Source organism: Kitasatospora sp. NEAU-69 (assembly GCF_057158765.1).
In genome coordinates this window covers 59025-82458 of sequence record NZ_JBWXUE010000013.1, presented here as the reverse complement: position 1 = coordinate 82458, position 23434 = coordinate 59025, and the positions used below count along the sequence as shown (strand labels likewise).

Here is a 23434-nt window from a genome sequence, read left to right as displayed (position 1 = left end):
GCTGACCAAGCCGAACCGGCGCCCCGCTCGCCGGGGTGCCCGACCCGGAACGGAGACACAGGTGACCACCACCGTCGATACCTCGACGATCACGGTCGAGCTGCCGGAGGCGTTCGACCCGCGCTGGAACCGCCTGCCCGGCATCACCGTGGACGGCAAGCGCATCACCCTCAACCCCGCGGACTACTTCTTCCGCTTCGAGAACAACAGCTGGCTCTTCATCGACTGGGAGACCGTCAAGAACGGCATTCTGAACGCGGACGAGTCCCAGGAAGCCGCGCTGGAGCAGATGGCCCTGGACTTCGTGAAGGCCAACGCGACCAGCACCACCGACGCGGCGAAGATCCTCACGATCGCCTACGAGGTGTACACCTACCTCTTCCGCGAAGAGCACCTGGCCAGCCTGGGCCTGCCCGATGTCACCGCCGAGCACCTGAAGATGCTCCGCGAGGCGTCGATCCTGGGCGTCCTCAACAAGGTCGAGCTGGACGGCCGGATCTCCAACGTCGGCCCTTGCTGGTTCTTCCCCGCCGCCACCTCCGTCGTGTTCGACCTGAGCGACGAGCAGGGCCAGCTGCTGGACGAGATCTACCACGGCGGCTGGTTCAACGAGCACCGCCGGATCGAGGGCATCAAGGCCCACACCGCGCTCGGCGGCCGGCTGGTGCACGGCTGCCAGTCCAAGCCCGACCAGCGCGGGGGCGCCGTGGTCCCCTACGGCACCACGATGGCCGCCTTCGGCGAGGACCTGGCCGCCTTCGGCGACGACTGGATCGCCAGCGTGTACTCCCACCGCGTTACGCCGGCCTGACAGATGAGTTGACCACAGGTCCGGGACGGCGGCAGGCGCCGCCGTCCCGGACCCGGGCAGCACTGCCCCCACCACCTTGGACGCACTGGAGTCTCACCGTGGACAGCACCCTCGTCTCGGCCATCCTCGCCGACATCTGCGACAGCACGAACCGCCCCCAGCCCACCCGCCAGGAGATTCGGGTCTGGGACATGTCCGGCGTCGAGCGCCTGACCTTCCCCTCCGGCGACACTGCCATCTACAAGTACGCCGCCGAGCCGTTCGCGTCGGAGGACCGCATCCTTCGCGCCGCCCGCCGCGTGGGGATCCCGGTGCCTGCGGTCCACGGCGCGATCAGCCGCGACGGCACCCTCGGCATGGTCATCGAGGACCTGGGCGACGAGGCCCGCGAGGCCGGCGACACCGACGGCATCGTTGCGGCTGTCGCCTTGCACGAGGCCGAGCCGATCGACTGGCTGCCGGTGATGGACGAGGACGCACTGGCCGCATTGCCCGCGCTCGCACTTGGCCACTTGCAGCGCCTGCGCGAGGCGGGCCGTTGGACCGAGGGCACCGAGGAGATCGCCCAGTCGCTCGCCGCGCTGGCCGCCGTCGGCGCCGAGCTCGCCACCGGCGCCGAGCTCGCGCCGTTCGGCTGGGTGCACTCCGAGTTCCACCCCACCAGCCTCCACCTGGCCAAGGGCGCCTGGTACCTGCTGGACTTCGCCCGTGCGTTCACCGGTCCCGGCCTGCTCGACCTGGCTTCCTGGCACGGCACCATCGACGACCCGAACCCGGTCCGGCTCCGCGCCTTCATCGAGGCGTACGTCGCCGCCGGTGGCCACCACGACGCGCTCGCCGAACGCGGTGGCCTGGCCCCTGAGGCATGGGCGCTCGGCTGGCACCGCGTCTGGGCCGGCGAGTGGTTCATGGAACAGGCTCACCGCTGGATCAACAACCCCGCCGACGACCCCGTCTACATCAAGGTGGTGCAACGGCATCTGGAGGCGGCCGTCAGGCTGCTAGAAGCGTGACCGGCAGCTTCTGGGACGCCCATGCCACCGCCCGCCTCGCAAAGGCCCCACTGGGGCCTCTGGCGCCACCCGCGCGGATGGAGTGGACCCAGAGGCCCGGCATCGGCCCCGGCGCCGAGATCCTCGGCGCCGACCTCGCCGGGCGCCGGATCATCGAGCTGGGCTGCGGCCCGGGGCACAACGCCGCCCACCTCGCCCAGGCAGGCGCCCGCGTGATCGGAGTGGACAGCTCGGCCGGACAGATCCACCGGGCACTGAGCCACTACGGCCACACCGGGGCCCTGTTCCACCGCGGCACCGCGCTCGGCCACCTCACCCGGGGCAGCGTCCCGCTGAACGCGATCGTGTCGATCTTCGGCGCCATCGGCCTGGCCGAGCCCGCCCCGCTGCTGAACGCCGCCGCCCGCCGGCTCGCACCGGGCGGTGTCCTGGCCTTCTCCGTCCCACACCCGCAGCGGACCGGTGCCATCCCCAGCACCCCTCGAACCCGCGACGAGATGGCCCTGCCCGACGGCAGCACCGCCGTCGTCGAACGCTGGGAACTCGACCCGGCAACCTGGGCCCGGACGCTCAACCGCGCGGGTCTGCAGGTCACCGACCTTCAGCACCACTTCGCGCCGGCCGATGCCGTCTGGCCCACCACCTTGCTGATCACCGCTCGGAAGCCCTGACCCCGACCCGGGAGGCACCGATGCACCACCCGTACCTTCTGCTGGACATCGACGGCGTACTCATCCCGTTCCCCGCCGACGGGGGCAGCACCCCACCCACCCACACCCGTCACCTGGTCCGCCCCACCGACGTGCCAGATCCCTTCGAGGTCTGGCTCAACCCCGACCACGGCCAGCTGATCACCGACGCGATCCGCACCGACCTGATCCGCCCCATCTGGTGCACCAGCTGGCGCTTCGACGCCCGCCGCATCATCGCCCCGCTGCTGGGACTGCCCGACTTCAACCACATCGAGCTGCCCAACCTGCCAATCACCACCAGCCACCCCGACGGCTACCTCTGGAAGCGCAACCACGTCGCCGACTGGCTCGCCACCGCCCCGGCAGTGTGGATCGACGATGACTTCACCCCACTCGACCACCAGTGGGCCGCCGACCGCACCGCCTTCGGCAACCCGACCCTGCTGATCCAGCCCGACCCGAACATAGGTCTTCAGCCCGAGCACGTCATGGCCGCGCTGGAGTGGGCCGCCGGCCCCACCGCCGCGAAGGAGGCGGCCTGATGGCGGCCCGCCGCGTGGCACCGGAGCGCGACCGGCTAGGCGCCGTCCTTGCGGCAGGCTGGGCTTCCGCCAACGTGCTCGGTCTTAGCGCCCTGGGCCTGGCAGTCGACCAGCACGCGGTCGAGACCTGCAATCCAGTGCTCGGCGTTTCCGCCCCGGACGTGCAGGCCTCCAGCACCGTGTGACCTGGCCTGGTGGCCCGCCGGTCCGCGCGAGCCGCATGCGCTGACCGGCGGCTGACCGGCCGAGTTCTCGGCACGGATCATCTGCCGCAGGCTGGTGCGCGCGGCTCCCAGATCCGCCTCCGCCTCGGGCAGCTTCGACCTCGCCATCGACCGTCAGGGTGAGCCGCACTGGCTTGAGCTGAATCCGAACGGCCAATGGGGTTGGTTGGAGGACGAGACCGACCTGCCGCTGACCACCGCCTTCGCCGACCTGCTCGAAAAAGGAGGATCATGACCCTGCCCGACACGGCGGCCGAGCGCCGCGCGCTCGCCGACCGCCTGGAGGCGAGCGGCGACCTGACCAGCCCGACGTTGCGAGCGGCCGTCGAGGCCGTGCCTCGCGAACTGTTCCTGCAGCCCGGGGTGTTCCTGCCCACCGAGGACGGGCGCTGGCGGCCGGTGACCGCGCTCGGCGCCGACCGGAAAGAGTGGGTGGAGATTGCCTACAGCGACCAGTCGCTCGTCACCCAGCTCGACGGTCACCTGACGGCCGACCAGGTCGCCGAGCCGGTCCGAGGCTTCCCGACCTCCTCCTCCACCATTCCGGCCACCGTGGTCGGCATGATCGAGGCCCTGAAGGTGGAGGACGGCCAGTCGGTGCTGGAGATCGGCACGGGCACGGGATACTCGACCGCCCTGCTCTGCCGCCGGCTCGGCGAAGACCAGGTCACCAGCATCGAGGTGGACCCCCAGGTCGCCGCCCGCGCGGACGCCGCACTGGAGACCGCCGGGTACTCGACCTGGACCGTCACCGGGGACGGCCTGCTCGGCCACCCCCACCGGGCGCCGTACGACAAGGTGATCGCCACCTGCGCGGTCCGTCGTATCCCCTACGCCTGGATCCGGCAGACCAAGCCAGGCGGCACCGTGCTGGCCACGGTCGGCTCCTGGGCATACGGCACCGGGCTGGCCAAGGTCACGGTGAACGAGGACGGCACGGCCGAGGGCCGGATCATCGGCCGCTCCTCCTTCATGCCGGCCCGCTCCCAGGCCGCGACGCCGCCGTCCGGCGACCTGTCAGCCCGCACCGCGTACGCCGACACCGAACGGCACACGCCCATCGCACCGCAGCTGCTTCAGGAGTGGACGCCCGCCTTCCTGGCCCAACTCGCCGCCCCGGGAGCCCATATGGTCACCGCGGTCGCCGACGGCGGCGAGCAGACGGTGTACCTGTTCGACCCCGAGCGGGAGTCCTTCGCGCAGTTCGACGGCGACGGCGAGGGCTGGACCGTCCGCCAAGGCGGGCCCGTCGCGCTGTGGGACGCCATCGAAAGCGCGCTGACGGCCTGGCAGGAGGCCGGACGGCCCGGCATCAGCTCCGTCCGCCTCCAGGTCACCGAGAATGCGCACACCTATTGGATCGGCAAGGGTCCGGCTCTGCGCTGGGAGCACCGCATCGCCTGATGCGCCATCGCCTCACAACCAAGGGGCGGTCCGCCACAGACCGCCGCCGACGGGCCGTCACCCCCAGCCGATTACCGCCAACCGCCAAGCACCTACCAACTCCGCTGCCTCGCCGCCTCGTCCGACTGGACAACGCGTACCCGCAGTCCGTCGACCCACTGCATCACCAAGCGTGGCACCATGACTACGAAAGCGGCCGACGCGATGGAGGAACAAGCCCCTGTGCCCACTCCGCTCGTACTCCGACATCGCGGCCTTCCGGGGCCGGCCCTGCCGCCCCTTCCCGGCGGGCCGACTCGCCTGCTCCGCCGCCGGCCAGCCGACGCTCGGGTCAGCCGGTGGCCGGCGAGCCCCGGAAGGCCCCGGCCAGCACCGGGACCAGCCAGCGCTCTATCTGCCCCGGGGGCTCGGCGGCCAGTTCGGCACCGACCGGCGCCAGCGCGAGCCAGTTCAGCAGGCCGGCCGCGCACCGGATCCGGAAGTTCAGCTCCTGATCACCGACGCCGGGGAGCATCGGCGAGAGCTCCCCAACGATGTCCCGCCGCGACTGCTGGAACTTCGCCGTCAGCCGGTCCCAGCCCTTGGGCGGGTCGATCCCGACCCGCGCCACCGTGCGCATGACCGCCAGCTCCCGCCCACCGGCCGCCAGTGCGTGCATCATCGGCCCGGCGAAGGCTGCGGCCAGCTCCTCGATGTCCGAATCGGCGTCGAGCGCGTCGACCGCCGCCATCTGCGCGTCCAGGTACTGCTCCAGCGCGTCCTCTATCGCCGTGTCGCACAGCGTCTTCAGCGAGCCGAAGTGGTAGCTCACCGCGGCCACGTTGGCCTCGGCACGGTCGGTGACCTCACGCAGGGTCACGCCCTCCTGGCCGCGCTGCGCGAGCACCTCCACCACTGCGGACAGCAGGCGGTCTCGCGTCCGCTGACCGGCCTCGCGGCGTTGATCTGTCCGTTCCCTCACCATGGAAGAAGTCAAACAGCTGCTTGATTTTGCTGTCAAGCAGCCGCCCTGCCTGGGGCGCAGCACTCATCCAGCAACTCAATCAAGCATTCGATTGACAAAGCCCATGGCTCGCTCCTACATTTCAAGCGATCGATTGATTTGTTAGGCGCCGCCCGGCGCCGACCGATTCGGCGTGCCTCGGATCCCGAAGGCCGACCTGGAGGAGCAGGACATGAAGTCGCTCACCTGGAAGACGATCATCGCCACCACCACGGCCGTGAGCCTGGGCAGCCTCGCCCTCGCCGCCGCACCGTCCCAGGCCGCCAGCCCCGCCGGCGGCAGCGCGCAGGTGCGGCCCGTCGGCGGTGCGTCGGACCACGCGGCCCTGACCCCCGGCCAGTTGGCGGCACTGCCGCTGACAAATCGTCACCTGACCCGGCACGAGATAGCCAACCTGGCGGTCGTGCTGAACGCGTACCACGTGGCGGAGGGCCACAGCCTGGACGTCGACGCGTTCATCAACAGCTTCACCGCGGACGGCGTCTTCAACGACAAGGTCGCCGGCCAGAGCTACCAGGGCCAGGCGCTCGGCGACGTGCTGACCCGGATGGCCGGCATCTTCCCCGACGTCCACCGTGACCTGAAGAGCATCACCGTGAACGGCGACGTGATCAGCCTCGAACTGTCCATCCAGGGCACCTTCGAGGGCCCGGTTCCGACGCCGGCGGGCACCCTCAAGCCGACCGGCGCGAAGATCGACGTGCCGACCGCCGACTTCTGGTACCTGCAGGACGGCAAGGTCAAGAAGTTCGACTGCTTCGTCGGATACACCGTCATGTACGCCCAGATGGGCGTGAACCTCGACTGGGCCGGGGCGGTCACCAAGGGGTGAACCACCGCCCGGCAGCTGCGGAGGATCCGTCAGGGCCCGCGTGCCTGTGAGGTACCGCATTCGGAGCAATCGGGTGATGTGGGCGGCAGAGCACCCGTCCGGTGCCCCGCCGCTCGTTCATCGGACTCCAGGATCAGGCGCCGGTGATCTGCCACCACTGCTGGGACTGGAAGTTCTTCGCCCACAGCTGCGCCCGGGCACCGTTGCCGGGCACGGTGGCGTCGCGGTCCACCACCGTGTTCAGGTTGTTGTTGAACCGCTCGTTGTAGATCGCCAGGTCGTTGGCACGCATGAACCACTGCTGCTGGGTGCTGCCGTTGCACTGCCACAGCTGCAGCCGGGTGCCGTTGTTGCCGCCGCCGTTGGTGTCCGCGTCCAGGCACATCCCCGGGAAGCGCACGTTCTCGATGCTGTAGTCGTCCCAGGAGATCCACTCCTGCTGGGTGGAGCCGTTGCAGGCCCAGACCTGCACCTTGGTGCCGTTGCCGCCGGCGGTGGCGTCCGCGTCCAGGCACTGGTTCGGGGTGGTCTGGTAGAGGCTGTGGACGCGGACGTAGCTGCCGGTGCGCGCGGGCGTCATGCCGGCGGTGTGTGCGACGTTCCGACCGAGCGTCAGCCGGCCCGTCCCCCCGGCGGGCGCGGCCGCCTGGGCGGCGGTGGGCAGCAGCGGCCCGGCGATCGCCGCGGCGGTGACGAGCGCCGCGACAGTGGTGCGAATACGCATGGTTCCCCCTGATGCAGGTGACCGCGATCGGGCCGGTTGCCCGGTGGCGCGGGCGAGCGGCACCCAACGTAGGCGGGCGTTCGCGTCACCGGAATCCTTTGACCGCAGGGGTCAATCGGCGGCGAAGGATCCGCCCGGGCCGGTGGCCAGCGACTCACCCAGTGAGGAGCGCCGGTAGAGCACGGCCCGGCCGCTGCGGGTGCGCTCCAGCAGCCCGGCCGCCGCGAGCGCTCCGAGGTGGCGGCTGACCGCGCCCGGCGTGACACCGAGCCGCTGTGCCAGGGCGGTGGTGGTCGCCGGCGTGTCGAGCAGGCAGAGCACACGGGCTCGGGGCGCGCCGATGAGCTCCGCGAGCGCGGCCGACGCCGCCGCCGCGCTGGTGACCGCGCCTTCGGCCATCGTGCCGCGGCCACGGGCCGGGTAGACCACCACTGGAGCGCCGGGCGGCGAGATCCGGCTGAGTGCCCGGTCGGCGAAGAGGGTGGGCATCAGCACCAAGCCGCGTCCGGCCACCGGCTCCGGCCGGGCAGGGGTGGGGGCAGGGGCAGGGGCGCGCGCCCCCGGCGCGTCGTCGTGGATCCGCAGCGCACCGTCGGCCCAGGAGACCCTCGGGTCCAGATCGGCGAAGAGCCCGGCCGCGCCGGACTCGGCGAGCCGCCGCCCTCGGTAGACGAGGTCGGCCTCCAGCACGGTGCGGGCGCGCGGCCACCAGGCGGGCTCCAGGCAGCGCGTCCAGTACTCGCCGAGCGCGACGACCACCCGGCCGCGCAGCGCGTGCGGATCGTCGAGCAGCCGGTCGAGCACCGGCGGCAGCGGGCTCCCGTCGCGTGCGTAGGCCGTCCGGAAGTCGGCGGGCAGCCGGTCCGGCGGGGTGGCGGCCAGCAGCGGCAACTCCTCGTGGATGCACGGTCGGCAGCTGCGTGGGCGCGGGGTCAGCGTGTCGGGCGCGAACCCCCTGGGGGTCACCAGGGCGTCCAGCAGTTCGGTGTCCAGACCGGCGTAGTCACGCGCCCAGGAGGCCGCCCAGCCTCGCTGCTCGGGGAACCCGCCGAGCCGGCCGCGTAATCGAAGGCTGCGTACCGTCTCGTGGAGTTGGGAGTATCCGCACCGAGTGGCGGCGAGGTCGTCGACGCCCAGGAGATGGACAATCATTGAGCCAACACTAGGTGGACGCAAAGTACTTGTGAACACCACGGAACCAGCCGCCACGGCCGCCACGGCAGGCCCGAAGCGGATCGCCAGCCAGGGCCACGCACCGCGAGGCTCAGCCCGCGTGAGCACCCGCGCCGGCGTGCACGAGGGCCGGCTCCGGGTGGCCCGCAGGCGTCGGCTCGACCCGGACGTCCGCGCCGTCCAGCCGCAGCATCGCCGCCTCGTCCGGGCTGCCGGGGGCCGCCTGGTAGACCACCAGGCGCTGGCCGCCGGTTCGGGCGAGTTGCATGAGCTCGTAGGTCAGCGTCATCAGCCCGACCTTCGGATGCCGAAAGGACTTCTGCCCACCGCCCCGCTCGCAGACGTCGTACCGCTCCCACAACCGGGCGAAGTCCGGTGATTTCAGCAGCAGTTCACCAACGAGCGCGGTCAGCTCGGGGTCGTCCGGGTCGGCCCCCGCGACCGCCCGCAGATGCGCCACCGAGAGCGCGACCGTGTCGTGCCACGGCTCGTAGAGCGTCCGGCCGAGCGGGTGGAGGAAGACGTAGCGGGTCAGGTTGCGCTGTTCCTGCGGCCAGTCCCAGAGGCCGGGCCACAGCCGGCGGCCGGGCGGGTTCGCGGCCAGCACACGGTTGTAGCGGCTCACCACGTAGGCGGGCAGTGGGCGCAGCGATTCCAGCATCCGCAGCACCGAGTCGCGGACGGTGTGGTCCGAGCAGGACGGCAGCTCGCCGACCCGGCCGGCAGCCAGCTCCGCGAGCTCGTGCAGGCGTTCGTAACCGTCGCCGCGCAGTCGCAGTGCGCGGCCGAGGGCATCGACGACGGCCGGGGACGGGTTCGTCTCCCGGCCGCGCTCCAGGCGGATGTAGTAGTCGACGCTCACCCCGGCCAGCACGGCCAGTTCCTCCCGGCGCAGACCCGGAGTTCGGCGCACGCCCGCGCCGGCCGGGAGGCCGACGTCCTCCGGGCGGACCTGGGCCCTGCGGGCCTTCAGATACCTGCCGAGCTCCGTACCCCGTGCATCCGCTCCTACTGTCATCCGATCATCATCTCAGGCGGGCGGGGAACGTGGGGGGCCGTGTCAGGGCCTGGCACGCGGCACCCCGGGGGCAGCGCGGTCTGCCGCATCACCGCCCGGCGGCGCAGAGTTGATCCCAGAGCGGGCGGCCGGGCCGCCGGGGCCCAGGGGGTGCACGGCACCGGACCGCGGCCCCGGCAGCCTGAGCCGCCCGCCGGATCGCGAAGACGACGGTCCGTCAACCACAGTCCCCTCCAAGGAGTTCACCATGCCGCCCAGGCCCACGCCCACGCCCACGCTCCGCCAGCCACAGCCACAGCCACAGCCGGACAGAACCCACGACACCGCGTCACCCGCCGCCGCCCAGCGCCGCAACGCGGTCACGCTGGTCGCCGCGCTGCTCGGGTTCACCGTGATCACCATCGACGTCACGGCGGTGAACATCGCGCTGCCCGCGATCCGCGACTCCCTCCACAGCGGGATGGCCGGACTGCAGTGGGTGGTGGACGCGTACACCCTGATGCTCGCGGCCCTGATGCTCTCCGCCGGCGCCCTCGCCGACCGCGCCGGCGCCCGCCGCGCCTACGCCTGGGGTGTCGCCCTGTTCACCCTCGCCTCCCTCGGCTGCGCGCTCGCGCCCGGCATCGGCGTGCTGGTCGCCGCGCGGGTGGCCCAGGGCGGCGCCGCCGCGGTCGTGCTCCCGGCCTCGCTCGCGCTGATCCGGCAGGCCTACGACGATGCCCGGGCCCGCGCCCGCGCCATCGCACTGTGGACGGTCGGCGGCTCGGTGGCGATGTCGGCGGGGCCGGTGCTGGGCGGGCTGCTCACCGACTCGGTCGGCTGGCGGGCCGTCTTCCTGCTCAACCTCCCGGTGGGTGCGGTGGTCCTGGCGCTGTTGCTCCGGGTGCCGCGCTCCCCGCGCCGGCCCGCCCCGCTGGACGGCGGCGGCCAGCTCACCGCGCTGCTGGCGCTGGCCGGGCTGGCCTTCGCGGTGATCGAGGGCGGTCACCTGGGCTGGACGAGCCTCCCCGTGCTGGCCGCGGCCGCGCTCGCCATCGCCGCCGGCTTCGCGTTCCGCGCGATCGAGGCCCGGCACCGTCAGCCCATGGTTCCGCTGGACATCCTGCGGGACCGTCGGGTGACCGTCCCGCTCGCGGTCGGCTTCGCCGTCAACGCCGCCTTCTACGGCGGGATCTTCCTCCTCGGGCTGTACTACCAGCAGTTGCGCGGCATGTCGGGGATCGAGGCCGGGCTGATGTTCGTCCCCGTGTCCGCGGTGGTGACGGCGACCAACCTGGTCTCGCCCCGCCTGGCGGAGCGGATCGGCCGGCGGCGGGTGATCGTCATCGGGCAACTGGTCTTCACCGCGGCGATGCTGGCCATGCTGCCGCTGGCCGCGCACACCCCCGTGTGGCTGGTGCTGCTCCTGCTGCTGCCGCTGAGCACCGGCGGGGCGCTCGCGGTGCCCGCGCTGACCGCGCTGCTGATGGACGCCGTGCCCGGGGAGCGCGCCGGGACGGCGTCGGGGCTGCTCAACTCCTTCCGCCAGACCGGTGGGGCGCTCGCCGTCGCCCTCTTCGGCGGCCTGCTCGCCGGTCCGGGCGGTGAGTTCTCCCTCTCGGGCATGCGCCTGGGCCTGCTGGCGGTCGCCGCCCTCCTGCTCGCCACGGCAGCCCTCTCCCGCCTCCTTGGTGACGGGAGAGGGTAGCTGTCAGCACGAGCGCAGACACTGCGCTTCCGGTCTGCGGCAACGCTTCATTGGCTGGTCACGTTCTGGTCCGTCGTCGTCGGTGCACCGGGCTTGGGCGGCTCGCTGTCGTGGGGCGGGCGGTGGTGGCGTACGGAGTCGCCGGCCTGGGGGTGCAGGCGCAGCGCCGAGACCGTGGCGCCGAGTGCCACCAGTGCGAGCAGTCCGAAGGCCACCGTGTAGGGGGTCGTGTGGGTGGGCGTGTCGGACGGACCGCCGAGTCGGTCTCCGAGTCGCAGGGCGAGTGTCGCGCCCGCGATGGCGAGGCCGCTCGCGAGTTGCTGCGTGGTGGCGCCGAGGGTGGTGGCGTCGCGCATCTGCTCCGGGGCGATGTCGCTGAGTGAGATGGTGCCGTACGCGGTGAGGGCGACCGAGCGGGCGACACCGCTGAGCAGGGTCAGCACGGCAATGACCGGCAACGGGGTGGTGGCGCTGGTCAGTCCCAGGCAGGCCATCGTGGCAGCGACGCCAAGAGTGGCCGCGACGAGGAGGGGCTTGAAGCCGAAGCGGTTGATCAGCGGAATGGTCACGGGCTTGATCGCGATGTTGCCGACGAAGACGCACAGCACGACGGAGCCCGATTTGATCGGACTCCAGCCGAACTGGGTCTGGAACAGCAGCGGCAGCAGGAAAGGAGCGGCACCGACCACGAGCCAGAACAGGAAGCCGCCGATTTCCGTGGCCCGGTAGGTCGGGATCCGCAGGACCCGCAGGGTGACCAGCGGGTGTGGGGTGCGCAGCAGGTGCAGCACGGCTGCGACGAGCAGCGCCAGGGAGACGGCACCGGATGCGGCGGCCAGCGTCCAGGAGGCAGTGGTCTCGGAGATGAGGTGGGCGGTGTAGGTGAGCCCGCCCAGTCCGGTGCAGGTCAGCAGTACGCCGGCCCAGTCCAGTGGCGGCGGGGCGGTGGTGTCGCTGTTCTCGACCAGCCGCCAGGCGACCGCGAACGCCACGATTCCGAGCGGGATGTTCATCAGGAACAGCCAGTGCCAGGAGACGTAGGTGGTGATCAGGCCGCCGGCCAGCGGGGCGATGACGGGGGCGAGCAGGCCGGGCCAGACGATGTAGGACGTGATCCTCATCAGGTCCTGCTTCTCGGTCCTGGCCACCACGATGAGCCGGCCGACCGGGACCATCATCGCGCCGCCGACGCCTTGCAGGACCCGCAGCGCGACGAGTTCGCCGAGGCTGCTGCCGGCAGCGCAGCCTAGTGAGGCGAGGGTGAAGATCGTGATCGCGGACAGGAACACCTTGCGGTTGCCGAAGCGGCGGGTGAGCCAGCCACTGAGCGGTATCAGGACCGCGAGGGTCAGTAGGTAGCTGGTGACGAGTAGCCCTGTCGCAGTTGAGGACGCGCCCAGCGACTTGCCGATCTCCGGGGCTGCGGTGGTGACGATGGTGCCGTCGAGGTTCTCCATGAAGAAGCACCCGGCAACGAGAAGTGCGGTGTTGCGCTGCCATGTGTCGATCACGCCTGGCCCCCTTGGTTTCGAGTGGATCTGAAGAGCGGAGAGGGGAGTTGATTCCCGGTTCGTTCGTAGCCAACGGCTCAGCGACCCAAGATCATCCCGGGCTCCTCGACTCATCGCCCCGGAGCTGACATCAGCCGTTCAGGCGCCCAACTCCCCTGCCCTACGGCATTCTTGGTGCTGCTTCAGTTCTTCACGAGTAGCACACCCGAGCTTCGCCGACTTCAGGAGAACTCCTTGACCACCCCCGGAAAGGCAAGAAAAGGCGTCTTCTTAGCCACGCTCACCCTCGCACTCGCCGCAGCCGGCCTGGCCCCGGCGGCCGCGGCGGCGCCGAAAGCCCCGGCCGACCCCGGAGCCCCGTTCACCATCGACGCGGGCTCGCTGCAGCTCACCCTCAACGCGACGGGCACGGTCACCAAACTGCTGGACCGGGCCGACCAGCACGACTACGCCAGCCCGGCGAACGAGACCCCGCTGATCCGGCTGGTCGTGGACGGCGCACCGCAGTCACCGACCGCGCTCTCCTACGACAGCCCGTCCAGCACCTACACCTTCACCTTCAACACCGTCCAGGTGGCCGTCCAGGCCGTCAGCAAGCAGGGCTACGCGACCCTGGAGGTGACCGGCGTCAGCGCACCCGCCGGCGTGGACGTGCAGACCCTGTTGTGGGGGCCGATCACCACCACCATCAGCCAGTCCGTGGGCCGCAGCGTCGGCGTGGTCAACGACAACGACTTCGCGATCGGCATCCACGAGCTCAACGACAAGACCGTGGGCGGCTGGCCGGACGAGTTCGCGAACCTGAGCTACCCGGCCGTCAACTCCCCCGCGAACGCCACCCCCTTCAGCGACGCGCCGTACGGCTGGTTCCCGGCCGCGCAGACCGGCTTCGGCAGCATCCTCCAGGCGTACACCTACGACTACACCACGACCCGCTCGCGCACCGAGGGCTGGAACGGCGCGCTGGAGACCAACGCCCCGGTGCCGCCGCTGACCGGCACCGACGCGCTGATCAAGGGCTCCGGGATCGCGCTCTTCGGCAGCACGCCGGACCAGGTGCTCACCACCCTGTCCGGCATCGAGACCGGCGAGGGCCTGCCGCACCCGACGGTGGACGGCCAGTGGGCCAAGACCTCCCAGGGCGCCTCGCAGTCCGTCCTCGCGCTGGGCGACCTCACCGCCAACAACGCGGCCACCGCCGACGCCTACGCGGCGCAGGCGGGCCTGCGCACCGTCGAGGCGGCTCCCGACCCCACGGGCACCTTCGCGTCGCCGGGTCACTACCCGTTCAACGCCGCGTTCGGCGGGTCTGACACCGCCGCGGCCCAGTTGGCCGCACACGCCGCCGAGGTCGGCGTCAAGGTGGGTGCCCACAACGGCTCGCTGCTGGTGGGCCCCAGCGACCCGTACGCCACCCCGACGCCCGACCCGAGCCTGGCCGTGCTGGGCCCGGTCAAGCTGGCCCAGCCGCTGGACGCCACCTCGACCGTCGCTTTCGTCAACGGGCCACTCCCGTTCACCATCGCCAACGAGGGTGTGATGGTGCTACGGATCGACGGCGAGTACCTGCTGGCCACCGGTCCCTCCTATTCGCAACCCGGCAACGTGTTCACGCTGGGCGTGGTCCGCGGCTTCATGGGCACCAAGGCAGCCGCCCACCCGGCCGCCGCCGCGGCCATCCCGATGCAGACGGTCAACAGCCAGGGCACCGCCTCGCTGGTGGCGGGCATGCCGCTGGTGGGCGCCATCTCCGACCGCCTCGCCCACGCCACCAACAACGCCGGTCTGGCGACGCTCTCCTTCGACGACCTGTCCAGCACCGGCGATACCGGCTACGGCCTGTTCACCGGCGACGCGCTGGTCAACGACACGTACGCCAAGCTCACCGCCCCCACCGGCGTGCTCACCGAGGCGGACGAGCTGCCCGCCGGCAGCTGGGACGCGCTGGCCCGGCTGGACCAGGGCAACGTCGCCAAGACCGTCCCCGACGCGCTCCCACCCGGCGAGGCGGCCGCGCAGTACGCGGCGCAGAACGACATGCCCGCCGACTTCGGCCCGGTCCGGTTCCAGATCGGCGACACGCTGGCCGGTCAGGAGTACGTGCTGGCGAAGATGGCGGGCTTCAACGCGGGTGGCACGCTCACCACGGCCCTGTCCCAGCTCACCGGATCCGGCGACTCCACCGACGTGCTGAACGCCTGGAAGCAGTGGGAGAGCGCCCGCAACGCCCACGCCTTCAGCGCGGCGCAACTCACCGCCCTGCGGCAGGACGGCAACGACTGGCACCTGACCGACGTGGTGCCGGGCAAGCAGTGGCAGCTGACGAACGTCCAGTACCCGGCGCAGCCGGCGCAGGTGAACAACGACGGCACGGCGCAGGCCGTGAACTACACCAACACCAACGGCCCCCAGCCGCTGCGCTTCGAGTTGTACGCCCAAGCCGCCGTGACCGGCGCCACCTTCACGGTGGGCGGGCAGACCGTGAGCTTCCCCGGCACCATCCCCCAGGACAGCTACCTGGTGGACGACGGCTCCGCGACCGCGAGGATCTACGACTACGGCTGGCACCAGATCGGCACCCTCCAGGCGCGGGGCCACGCCTCCTACACCGCCGGCGCCCAGGCCATCGACTACCACGCCACCGGCGGCCTGGCCTCCGGCATCCGGTTCATCACCGACGGCGCCCCGCAGACGGTCACGGCCCCGGTCACCATGACCGCACCCGCCACCATCGCCCGCGACGCCACCGCCACGGTGACCAGCAGCTACACCGACACCACCGCGAGCCCGCTGCACGATCTGGCACTCTCGCTGGCACTGCCGACCGGCTGGAGCGCCAAGGCCGACGGCGCGGCCACCTTCGGCGCGGTCGCCCCCGGTCAGACGGTCAGCGTGAACTGGACCGTCACCGCCGCCCCCGGCGCGCTGATCGGCGTCAACCAGCTGATCACCCAGGCCAACTACACGGATGAGCAGACCAGTTCGGAGGCCATCGCCCAGGTCCGCGTGCCGGACCCGCTGTCCGTCACGGTGGCCGGGTTCGCCGCTACGGGCAAGGCGGACACGGTGACCACCAGCTACGCCAACCTCGGGGTCGGCGATCTGCACGACGCCGCGCTGAGCCTGTCGGCCCCCACCGGCTGGACGGTGAAGGCGACTTCACCGACCGCCTTCCCGGTGATCAAGGCCGGCCAGACGGTCAGCACCAGCTGGACGGTCACCCCGGGCGCCACCGTCCAGCCCGGCGACCACCAGCTGATCGCCCGCGCCACCCACCACAGCGTGGTGCACCCCACTGAGGCCTTCGCCAATGTCGTGCTGCCGTACTCGTCGCTGGCCGCCGCGTACGACAACGTCGGGATCACCGATGACGCCAACACCAAGCCCGGCGACCTGAACAGCGAGGGAACCAGCTACTCCGCCCAGGCGCTGGCGGCGGCAGGCATCACCCCGGGCGGCACGGTCCAGGTCGGCGGGCTGAACTACACCTGGCCGGGCGTCGCCGCCGGCACTCCGGACAACATCAACGCCGACGGCCAGACCGTCCCGCTGACCGGTTCGGGGAGCAAGCTGGGCTTCATCGCCGTCGCCGACGACACGCAGGAGAGCGGGCTGGTCACCGGCGGCACCATCCACTACACCGACGGGACCACGCAGAAGTACACGGCCACCTTCTGCAACGAGGGCTACGACACCTCCCACACGGGGTGCACCGCGGCGGCCTCGATGCCGTACTTCAACGATCACAGCGGAAAGGTGACGCTCCCACTGTCGCTGTACACGGCCACCGCCCCGCTCCAGCCGGGCAAGACCGTCGCCTACCTGACCCTGCCCACCGTCAGCCCGGACATCAAGTTCGACAAGATCTCCCTGCACATCTTCGCCATCGCCACCGGCTGACCCCGCGCGAGTTCGGGGCCGGCACGCACTGCGCCGGCCCCGAACCGACGGACGCCCTCACCTGTCCTCACGCAGGCGTGAGCGCCCACTTCTGCGAGTCGGTGCCGTTCGGCGGCCACACCTGGATCGGCGTGTGGTTCGCGTTCACCCCGCCGGTGGCGTCCAGCACCATCCCGTTCGAGGCGGCGAACGTGGTGAAGCCGTCAGACTCCGAGCGGGTCCACACGAGTCCACTGTTCATCAGCGGCCCCTCCAGTCCCGAGATCGGCGGCGCGACCTGCACCACGTGATCACCCGGGCTCGGGCCGCCCGGGCTCGGCGCGACTCCCGCCTGCAGCGCGAGTCCGCTGACCTGGGAGATGATCAGGAAGTCGTCCGCGCCGCGCCCGTCCGATCCCTTGGTCGGAATCAGCCACCACGCCTCGTTCGGGGTGTGCTGGTCGTCGAAGAGCTGGATCTGGGCGTCGGTGTTCCGAGTCGCCGACGGGACGTTGAAGACCCGTGAGGGCTCCGGTGGCAGCCCGGACACGATCTCGACCGGCCCCTCACCCAACGGCAACGCGACAGAACCGAACAGCAGCTCGGGCATGGAGTCCAGCACCAGATCCTGCACCCCATCGCCGTCCAGTCCCGGATCCTTCTGGTAGTTCAGCGTCACCGGATGGATGAGACTCGTCGGAAAGGTCGGGCTCATCGTCAACGCCGTCGGGCCGTTCGCGAGGTTGAGCCCACCTTTCGACCGGATCTGACAGCTGACCGACGAGGCGTGGTCCACCTGCTCCCCCAGCTGCCAACGCTGATTGTCGGAGTCGTGGTCGTCGAACGTCTGAAGCGGCGTTCGGGTGGCCTGGTTACCGGAGGGCACATCCAGCACCTGGCCGCTCCCAATGCACATGATCTTGAAGAATCCCCCACCGGTGTCGATCATCCCCCAGCGCTGTGTGGGCTTGTCCTCCCAGAACTCGGCCGTCAGAAACCCGCCCGGATATTCGGGGGCGGCGAGACACATCGGACCGCTGAAAGCCGGTGTCGCAAAGTTGGCAACGATGCGGACCACCTGTGGAGCCATGAAAATCCCTCCACTCCAGACAGTCGGAATACAGAAACGGAAATCCTGCGCCGACCCGCCGTACCCCACGAGAACGCGGAATACCACCGCCCGACGCGCTCCCATCGCACGGGCGCGATTCCAGCCGCCACCTCCCGGCGGCTACGCCCACTCCAGGCTAGCACCGGAAGATCGACGCCACGGGACCAATCAGCTTGCCATTCCCGACTATTGGGAATCTGCATTCATGCGGCTCTGTTGACGATATTCCGAGCATTCCCTGACACTTCCGCCGTACCGCCCTCGCGCCGCTTCTGACATCCGCCCCCGGACATCCCGCCACCACCGAGCAGCGGCCGTCCCGGCCCGGCGTGCCAACGGCCGTACCGCCGCTCCTGACGCCCGGGGTCACCGGCGTGACACCGCCTGCGGCTACGCTTTGCGCCGTGACAGAACGGCTGCCGATCTTCCCGCTCAACGCGGTGCTCTACCCCGGTCTCGTGCTCCCGCTGCACGTCTTCGAGGAGCGCTACCGGCGGCTGGTCGCCGACCTGGTGGCGCTGCCCGAGGACCAGCCGCGGCGGTTCGGGGTGCTGGCGATCAAGGACGGCCGCGAGGTCGCGCCGGTGACCGCGAGCGAACGGCCGGCCGGGCCGCTGGACGGCCTGGGCACGGCGAGCGGTGATCCGCTGGAGGCGATGTACCACGTCGGCTGTGTGGCCGACATCGCCTCGGTGACCCCGCAGGCGGACGGGCGGTACGAGCTGCTGATCACCGGCACCACCCGGTTCCGGCTGCGCTCGGTGGAGACCGGCGGGGCGTACCTGGTCGGCGAGATCGAGACCATCGAGGAGGAGCAGGGCAACGCCGCGGGCGCGCTGGCCGGCGGCGTCGAGCGCGCGTTCCGGGCCTACCAGAAGCGCCTGGCCGGCGCCCGGGAGGCCTCGCTCAGCGGGGAGCAGGAGCTGCCGGACGACCCGCAGGTGCTCTCCTACCTGGTGGCCGCCGCCTCGGTGCTGGAGGTCCCGGTCAAGCAGCAGCTGCTGGCCTGCCCCGACACCGCCTCCCGGCTGAGCACCGAGCTGGAGCTGCTCCGCCGGGAGACCGCGCTGCTGGCCTGGCTGCCATCGGTGCCCGCCGTCGAGCTGACCCGGCAGCCGTTCAGCGCGAACTGAGGCCCGGACCGAGGCCCGACCCCACAACGGACCCGGAGGGGGACCAGATGGCGAAGAAGACGGCCGGCGGCGGCAAGGGCACGCCCGCCACGGTGGCGCTGGAGGCGGCCGGTGTGCCGTTCACGGTCCACGCCTACGAACACGACCCGGCGGCCGCCTCCTACGGCGGCGAGGCGGCGCAGGCGCTCGGCGTCACGGCGGACCGGGTCTTCAAGACGCTGGTCGCCGAGGTGGACGGCACGCTCACGGTCGGCGTGGTGCCGGTCGCCGGGCAGCTCGACCTGAAGGCGCTGGCGGCGGCCGTCGGCGGCAAGCGGGCGGCGATGGCGGACCCGGCGGCGGCCGAGCGCAGCAGCGGCTACGTGCGCGGCGGCATCTCGCCGCTCGGCCAGCGGCGCGCGCTGCGCACCGTGGTGGACGCGAGCGCCCTGCGGCACGAGACGGTCTACGTGTCGGCCGGCCGCCGCGGCCTGGAGGTCGAACTCGCCCCGGCCGACCTGCTCCGGCTGACCGGCGCGGTCAGCGCGCCGATCGGCCGCAGCTGACCGTACGTTCGCACGGTCCCGCGGTCAGCCCGCGTTGCGCTCCCCCGACCCCGACCCCGACGGCTGTTCGCCGGCCGCGTCCACCTGCTGCGCCACATCGCCCTGCTGTCCCGACTGCGCCGGCTTCTGCTCGCCGCCGCCGTCCGCCGGGCCCTCCGGCGCGCCGTCCAGCGAGCCCTGGGCCGGCGGGTGGTTCAGGCCCTCGCCCGGCGTGACACCGGCCGGCCCCGCCCAGTACGGCGGCGGGTCCTGCTCACGCCTGCCGAAGGTCGCGGTGAGGGCGAGCAGCAGCACCAGCGCGCTCATCGGCCAGGCGACCAGCGCGCCCTTGGCCTCCAGTTCGAGCGCCTCGTTGAACGTGTGGCCGTCGCCGACCGCCTTGGCGTGCGCCACCAGGTCGGAGGTCGGGCCGAGCGTGGTGCCGAGCTTCCAGGCGATCAGCGAGCCGAGCAGGCCGCCGACCGTGAGCGCCACGACGACCGTGATGCCGCCGCCGCGCCGCCGGGTGCCAAGGAACGCACCGAGCGCGGTGATCAGGCCGAAGGCGAGCCCGATCAGCACGAACGTGCCGTCCGCGCCGGCCCGCTGCTCGCCTTCCGGGTCCACGTAGAGCACCTGCTGGCCGTGCACCACCAGCGGTACCTCGGGCGCCAGCCAGACCCAGAGCAGGCCCATGACCAGCCCGAGCAGCAGGCAGACCAGCACGATCGGCCAGGCCACCCGAAGTTCGCCGAGCACCCGTTCGGTGACGGTTGGCTGCCGGGGGGCCGAAGGGGCGAGGTCGGCGTCCGGAGAGATGTTCGGTACGGTCACGCCACCATCGTTTCACGCCCGCGCTGCGGAACCGGCTAACGGGTCGTGGCGCGGCGGTACGACCAGGTCGCCACGCCGAGCGAAACCACTCCGACGGCCGCACAGACCCCGAGGTCGCCGAGGACCGCCGCCCAGTCGGGCCGCGCCGCGAAGGTCCGCGCGAAGGCCTCCACGCCGTAGGTGGACGGCAGCAGGTCGCGCAGCGCCTGGATCGCGCCGGGCAGGTGCGAGGCCGGCAGCACGCCGAGCAGCAGCGCCGCCGACATGCCCAGCTGCCCCAGCATGGTGGCGATCTCCTGCTTCGGCGCGAGCAGCCCGCAGGCCGCGCCGAGCCCGGACAGCGCCGCACCGGCCAGCGGCACCACCGCGAGCAGCACCCACAGGTGTGCCCAGGAGAGCCCGAAGAGCCAGGCCCCGAACCCGGCAGTGACCAGCGCGCCCGGCAGCGTGAAGGAGGCGTACGCCGCCGCCGCGCCGAGCACCACCGAGGCCGCCGGCACCGGCAGCGTCGCGTAGTGGTCCAGGCCGCCGGTCGCGCGCAGCTTGCCGAAGTACTGGGCCAGCAGGTTGAGCGCCACGAACGCGACGACCAGCACGCTGGAGCCGGCCACCACCGCGCGGGCGGACGGGTTGTCACCGCTGTCCACCACGCCGCGCATCATCACCAGGATGCCGACCGACTGGAACGTGGCGACGAACATCAGCGGGATCCGGGCCACCTTGGCCCTGGCCAGCTGGGCGCGGTAGACGGCGGCCAGCGCGGGCAGCAGCCGGGCCGCCGGGGCCAGCGGCGCGGGCGCGCCGACCGGGGCGCCGAGTGCGGCGGCCGCTGCGCCGGGGGTGAGTCTGCCGGGAGTCGCTCCGCCAGGGGTGAGCACGGTCACTTCGCCAGTCCTCCGTGGCGGCCGCCGAGCCGGAGGTAGGCGTCCTCCAGGCTCGGGGTGGCCAGCGTGAAGTCGTCCAGGGCGGCGAAGGCCGGCCCGGTGGTGACGGCGGCGACCAGCTCCCTGGCCTCCTCCGGGGTGGTGCGCAGCGTCCAGCGGCGGCCGGTCCGCTCGGCCCGTTCGGCCAGCTCGGCGACGGCCGGGACGTCCAGCGGGGCCTCCGAGCGCCAGACCAGGTCGAGCCGGACGTCGCCGTCCACCAGCGCCTTCAGACCGCCCGGCGTGTCGCAGGCGATCACCCGGCCCTCGTCGAGCACGGCGACCCGGTCGAGCACGGTCTCGGCCTCGATCACGTTGTGGGTGACCAGCAGCACGGTGGTGCCGTTCTCGGCCCGGCGCCGGTCCACGGCGGCCCACACGGCCCGCCGGGCGACCGGGTCCATGCCGGTGGTCGGCTCGTCCAGCACGAGCAGCGGACGCTCGCCGACCAGCGTGGCGGCGAAGCAGGCCAGCCGGCGCTGCCCGCCGGAGAGCTTGGCCAGCGGACGGCCGGCCAGCGGCTCCAGGCCGAGCTCGGTCAGCACCTCGCCGGCCGCGGCCCTGGCCGCGGCGCGGGACAGCCCGCGCAGCCGGCCGGTGGTCTCGGCGGCCAGCGCGACCGTGAGCTCGTCCAGCGCGGTGGACTCCTGGCCGAGGTAGCCGAGCAACCGCGCGGCCCGCTCGGGGTGCCGGACGATGTCGTGGCCGAGGATCTCGATCGAGCCCTCGTCCGGGCGCAGCAGCCCGGTGAGCTGGCGGACCAGCGTGGACTTGCCGGCGCCGTTCGGGCCGAGCAGGCCGAAGATCTCACCCTGGCGAATCTCCAGGGCGATCCCGTCGTTGGCCCTGATCTCGCCGTGGCTCTTGGTGAGGCCCCGGACGGAGCAGCAGGGCAGTGGGGCGTCACTCACGATCGGAGACTCTACGCGGCGAGCATGAGGAAACCGGACCAGGGTGGCAAAGCGGAACACACTCTCGCGCATCAGCCCGGCCGACGGGCCCTGACACTCTCAGTCGTCCACCACGATCAGCTCGCCGCCGGGCACCCGGGTGGCGAGCTCCTTCCAGAAGCCGGCCCGGATCGCGTAGCGGTCGTGCTCGTCGATCTGGTCGTCCTTGTGGGCGAGCAGGCCGAAGCGCGCCGCGTAGCGGAGCAGCTCGCCGTCCACCCGGTGCGGGATCCGCGGGTAGTCCTGCCAGATCGCGCCGAGCCGGTCCCGCTCGCCGAGCCGGTCGGTCCAGCGCCGGGCGAAGACCTGACCGACCTCGTGCGGGTCACCGCCGATCGCCGTGATGTCCTCCTCACGGTCGGCCCAGCGCTGTTCGGCCGTGGTGAGCTGGGCGAGCGTGGGCAGCGCGTCGGCGGCGGTGGCCTGGTCGGCGGGCGGGCGGTCCACCCAGCCGCGGTCGGAGGACCAGCGCAGCACCGGGCCGTTGCCGACCGAGCCGTTGCCCGCGGAGCCGTTGGCCGCCGAGCCGTTGCCGGCCGCCGCGCCCGAGGCGGCGGGCGGCGCGGGCGGCTGGACGGCCCGTCCGGCCAGGTCCTTAGGGGTCGGCACGACCTTGAGCGCGGTCGGTTGCAGCGCCGGCTGTTCGACCGGTTCGGGCGGCACCTCGGCGGCGGCCGGTCGGACGGCCGGCGGCGCGGCCAGGATCTTGGCGATCTCCGGACGCGGGCCGGCCGGCGGGAAGGCCACGGCGGGCTCGCGCCGGGTGACCGACCGGGTGATCCACTCGCGGTCCAGCACCCGGCGCTCGTCGGCCTCGCCGACCAGGTCCTCGGACTGGTTGAAGTCGCCGTCCGCGGCCTGCAGCGCCCACAGGTGGACGGCGACGCCGTGCTCCTTGGCGGACATCATGCCGGGCAGCAGATCGCCGTCGCCGGTGACCAGCACCACGTCGGCGCAGGCCCGGTTGCGGGCCAGCTCGGAGAGCTCGGCGTGCATCGCGGCGTCCACGCCCTTCTGCACCCAGCGGCCCTCGGCCCGGGTCAGCGCGCCGAGCCGCACCGTCACCCGGGGGAGCACCCGCAGCCGGCGGTGCTCGGGCATCGGGCGGCGCTCGGGCGCCGCGTCGAACCAGTAGATCCGCAACAGCGGCAGACCGGTCTCCTCCTCGGCGCGCTCGCGCAGCGAGGCGATCAAGGCGGTGTGATCAACCGTCACCCGGGAGCGGGACGGCTCTCCGGCGAGCAGGCTGGCAGCGGCACCCAGCAGGTATCCCGCGTCCACGAGGACGACGCAGCGGTCCACTTCCGCACCTCTCTCCCGGTCGGCCCGGTGGCGGCCGGACCCCACCCTTGTGTTGCCCCTTGTCCCCTCACCCCTGGCCTGGCGTGCGGCGTACCGAGCAGTGTGCCCGAGCTGAGGCGCCGAGGGCACCCTGCCGGACCGTTG

The 23434-nt window shown here is 72.0% G+C and carries 22 protein-coding genes; 12 read left to right on the top strand and 10 right to left on the bottom strand.

From position 1 onward, the window contains the following. Positions 1 to 61 precede the first annotated feature (61 nt). The 7 genes from AC060L_RS17040 (at position 62) to tgmC (ending at position 4686) form a co-directional block, all read left to right on the top strand. Positions 62 to 811, top strand: a complete 750-nt coding sequence (locus tag AC060L_RS17040) for a hypothetical protein (protein WP_483799603.1) — start codon at positions 62 to 64, stop codon at positions 809 to 811. 98 nt (positions 812 to 909) lie between these two features. After that, positions 910 to 1824: a phosphotransferase family protein gene (locus AC060L_RS17035; protein WP_483799602.1), complete on the top strand. Its 915-nt coding sequence runs from the start codon at positions 910 to 912 to the stop codon at positions 1822 to 1824. 77 nt (positions 1825 to 1901) lie between these two features. After that, entirely contained in the window at positions 1902 to 2495 is a 594-nt protein-coding gene (locus tag AC060L_RS17030) for a class I SAM-dependent methyltransferase (RefSeq protein ID WP_483799601.1), read from the top strand. 20 nt (positions 2496 to 2515) lie between these two features. Then, positions 2516 to 3058, top strand: coding sequence for an HAD domain-containing protein (locus tag AC060L_RS17025; protein ID WP_483799600.1), 543 nt, complete (start codon positions 2516 to 2518; stop codon positions 3056 to 3058). After that, entirely contained in the window at positions 3058 to 3243 is a 186-nt protein-coding gene (locus AC060L_RS17020; protein ID WP_483799599.1) for a hypothetical protein, read from the top strand. The genes AC060L_RS17025 and AC060L_RS17020 overlap by 1 nt, the downstream gene beginning before the upstream one ends. Positions 3244 to 3337: 94 nt before the next feature. Next, positions 3338 to 3517, top strand: coding sequence for a hypothetical protein (locus tag AC060L_RS17015; RefSeq protein WP_483799598.1), 180 nt, complete (start codon positions 3338 to 3340; stop codon positions 3515 to 3517). Next, positions 3514 to 4686: an ATP-grasp peptide maturase system methyltransferase gene (tgmC, locus tag AC060L_RS17010; protein ID WP_483799597.1), complete on the top strand. Its 1173-nt coding sequence runs from the start codon at positions 3514 to 3516 to the stop codon at positions 4684 to 4686. The genes AC060L_RS17015 and tgmC overlap by 4 nt, the downstream gene beginning before the upstream one ends. A gap of 331 nt (positions 4687 to 5017) precedes the next feature. Here the strand turns inward: tgmC and AC060L_RS17005 are convergent, their stop codons facing one another. Next, positions 5018 to 5650: a TetR/AcrR family transcriptional regulator gene (locus AC060L_RS17005; RefSeq protein WP_483799596.1), complete on the bottom strand. Its 633-nt coding sequence runs from the start codon at positions 5648 to 5650 to the stop codon at positions 5018 to 5020. A 172-nt stretch (positions 5651 to 5822) separates the two neighbouring features. Here AC060L_RS17005 and AC060L_RS17000 point away from each other — a divergent pair, with 172 nt between their 5' ends. Then, positions 5823 to 6521 carry a nuclear transport factor 2 family protein gene (locus AC060L_RS17000; RefSeq protein ID WP_483799595.1) on the top strand — a complete coding sequence of 233 codons (699 nt, stop codon included), beginning with the start codon at positions 5823 to 5825 and terminating at the stop codon, positions 6519 to 6521. A 133-nt stretch (positions 6522 to 6654) separates the two neighbouring features. On the opposite strand, the gene AC060L_RS16995 is transcribed toward AC060L_RS17000, so the two are convergent. The 3 genes from AC060L_RS16995 to AC060L_RS16985 form a co-directional block, all read right to left on the bottom strand. Further along, positions 6655 to 7245 carry an RICIN domain-containing protein gene (locus AC060L_RS16995; RefSeq protein WP_483799594.1) on the bottom strand — a complete coding sequence of 197 codons (591 nt, stop codon included), beginning with the start codon at positions 7243 to 7245 and terminating at the stop codon, positions 6655 to 6657. A gap of 111 nt (positions 7246 to 7356) precedes the next feature. Next, entirely contained in the window at positions 7357 to 8397 is a 1041-nt protein-coding gene (locus tag AC060L_RS16990) for a helix-turn-helix domain-containing protein (protein WP_483799593.1), read from the bottom strand. A 112-nt stretch (positions 8398 to 8509) separates the two neighbouring features. Then, entirely contained in the window at positions 8510 to 9436 is a 927-nt protein-coding gene (locus tag AC060L_RS16985; protein WP_483799592.1) for a helix-turn-helix domain-containing protein, read from the bottom strand. 247 nt (positions 9437 to 9683) lie between these two features. Between AC060L_RS16985 and AC060L_RS16980 the strand changes: the two genes are divergently transcribed. After that, positions 9684 to 11123, top strand: coding sequence for an MFS transporter (locus tag AC060L_RS16980; RefSeq protein ID WP_483799591.1), 1440 nt, complete (start codon positions 9684 to 9686; stop codon positions 11121 to 11123). Positions 11124 to 11170: 47 nt separating this feature from the next. On the opposite strand, the gene AC060L_RS16975 is transcribed toward AC060L_RS16980, so the two are convergent. Continuing rightward, positions 11171 to 12634, bottom strand: a complete 1464-nt coding sequence (locus AC060L_RS16975) for an MFS transporter (protein WP_483799590.1) — start codon at positions 12632 to 12634, stop codon at positions 11171 to 11173. A 234-nt stretch (positions 12635 to 12868) separates the two neighbouring features. On the opposite strand from AC060L_RS16975, the gene AC060L_RS16970 reads away from it, so the two are divergent. After that, entirely contained in the window at positions 12869 to 16534 is a 3666-nt protein-coding gene (locus AC060L_RS16970; RefSeq protein WP_483799589.1) for an NEW3 domain-containing protein, read from the top strand. A gap of 67 nt (positions 16535 to 16601) precedes the next feature. Here the strand turns inward: AC060L_RS16970 and AC060L_RS16965 are convergent, their stop codons facing one another. After that, a complete protein-coding gene (locus AC060L_RS16965; RefSeq protein WP_483799588.1) occupies positions 16602 to 17603 on the bottom strand; it encodes an RICIN domain-containing protein in 1002 nt (333 codons plus the stop codon). 425 nt (positions 17604 to 18028) lie between these two features. Here AC060L_RS16965 and AC060L_RS16960 point away from each other — a divergent pair, with 425 nt between their 5' ends. Then, complete coding sequence (locus AC060L_RS16960) at positions 18029 to 18757, top strand: LON peptidase substrate-binding domain-containing protein (RefSeq protein WP_483799587.1); 729 nt, start codon at positions 18029 to 18031, stop codon at positions 18755 to 18757. Positions 18758 to 18804: 47 nt separating this feature from the next. Then, positions 18805 to 19302, top strand: coding sequence for a Cys-tRNA(Pro) deacylase (gene ybaK, locus AC060L_RS16955; protein WP_483799586.1), 498 nt, complete (start codon positions 18805 to 18807; stop codon positions 19300 to 19302). A gap of 24 nt (positions 19303 to 19326) precedes the next feature. On the opposite strand, the gene AC060L_RS16950 is transcribed toward ybaK, so the two are convergent. The 4 genes from AC060L_RS16950 to AC060L_RS16935 form a co-directional block, all read right to left on the bottom strand. Then, positions 19327 to 20115, bottom strand: coding sequence for a hypothetical protein (locus tag AC060L_RS16950; protein WP_483799585.1), 789 nt, complete (start codon positions 20113 to 20115; stop codon positions 19327 to 19329). A 35-nt stretch (positions 20116 to 20150) separates the two neighbouring features. After that, positions 20151 to 20903 carry an ABC transporter permease gene (locus tag AC060L_RS16945; RefSeq protein ID WP_483799740.1) on the bottom strand — a complete coding sequence of 251 codons (753 nt, stop codon included), beginning with the start codon at positions 20901 to 20903 and terminating at the stop codon, positions 20151 to 20153. Between the two features lie 92 nt (positions 20904 to 20995). Next, the gene (locus tag AC060L_RS16940; protein WP_483799584.1) at positions 20996 to 21949 is read right to left on the bottom strand and encodes an ABC transporter ATP-binding protein; all 954 of its coding nucleotides are present in this window, start codon (positions 21947 to 21949) and stop codon (positions 20996 to 20998) included. A 99-nt stretch (positions 21950 to 22048) separates the two neighbouring features. Next, positions 22049 to 23290 carry an NYN domain-containing protein gene (locus tag AC060L_RS16935; RefSeq protein WP_483799583.1) on the bottom strand — a complete coding sequence of 414 codons (1242 nt, stop codon included), beginning with the start codon at positions 23288 to 23290 and terminating at the stop codon, positions 22049 to 22051. Positions 23291 to 23434 lie beyond the last annotated feature (144 nt).

Bases quoted from the DNA above. Each gene is read 5' to 3' on its own strand.
- AC060L_RS16980 (WP_483799591.1), top strand. From the start codon at position 9,684: ATGCCGCCCAGGCCCACGCCCACGCCCACGCTCCGCCAGCCACAGCCA.
- AC060L_RS16985 (WP_483799592.1), bottom strand. From the start codon at position 9,436: ATGACAGTAGGAGCGGATGCACGGGGTACGGAGCTCGGCAGGTATCTG.
- AC060L_RS16965 (WP_483799588.1), bottom strand. From the start codon at position 17,603: ATGGCTCCACAGGTGGTCCGCATCGTTGCCAACTTTGCGACACCGGCT.
- AC060L_RS17020 (WP_483799599.1), top strand. From the start codon at position 3,058: ATGGCGGCCCGCCGCGTGGCACCGGAGCGCGACCGGCTAGGCGCCGTC.
- AC060L_RS17005 (WP_483799596.1), bottom strand. From the start codon at position 5,650: ATGGTGAGGGAACGGACAGATCAACGCCGCGAGGCCGGTCAGCGGACG.
- ybaK (WP_483799586.1), top strand. From the start codon at position 18,805: ATGGCGAAGAAGACGGCCGGCGGCGGCAAGGGCACGCCCGCCACGGTG.
- AC060L_RS16990 (WP_483799593.1), bottom strand. From the start codon at position 8,397: ATGATTGTCCATCTCCTGGGCGTCGACGACCTCGCCGCCACTCGGTGC.
- tgmC (WP_483799597.1), top strand. From the start codon at position 3,514: ATGACCCTGCCCGACACGGCGGCCGAGCGCCGCGCGCTCGCCGACCGC.
- AC060L_RS16995 (WP_483799594.1), bottom strand. From the start codon at position 7,245: ATGCGTATTCGCACCACTGTCGCGGCGCTCGTCACCGCCGCGGCGATC.
- AC060L_RS17025 (WP_483799600.1), top strand. From the start codon at position 2,516: ATGCACCACCCGTACCTTCTGCTGGACATCGACGGCGTACTCATCCCG.
- AC060L_RS17030 (WP_483799601.1), top strand. From the start codon at position 1,902: ATGGAGTGGACCCAGAGGCCCGGCATCGGCCCCGGCGCCGAGATCCTC.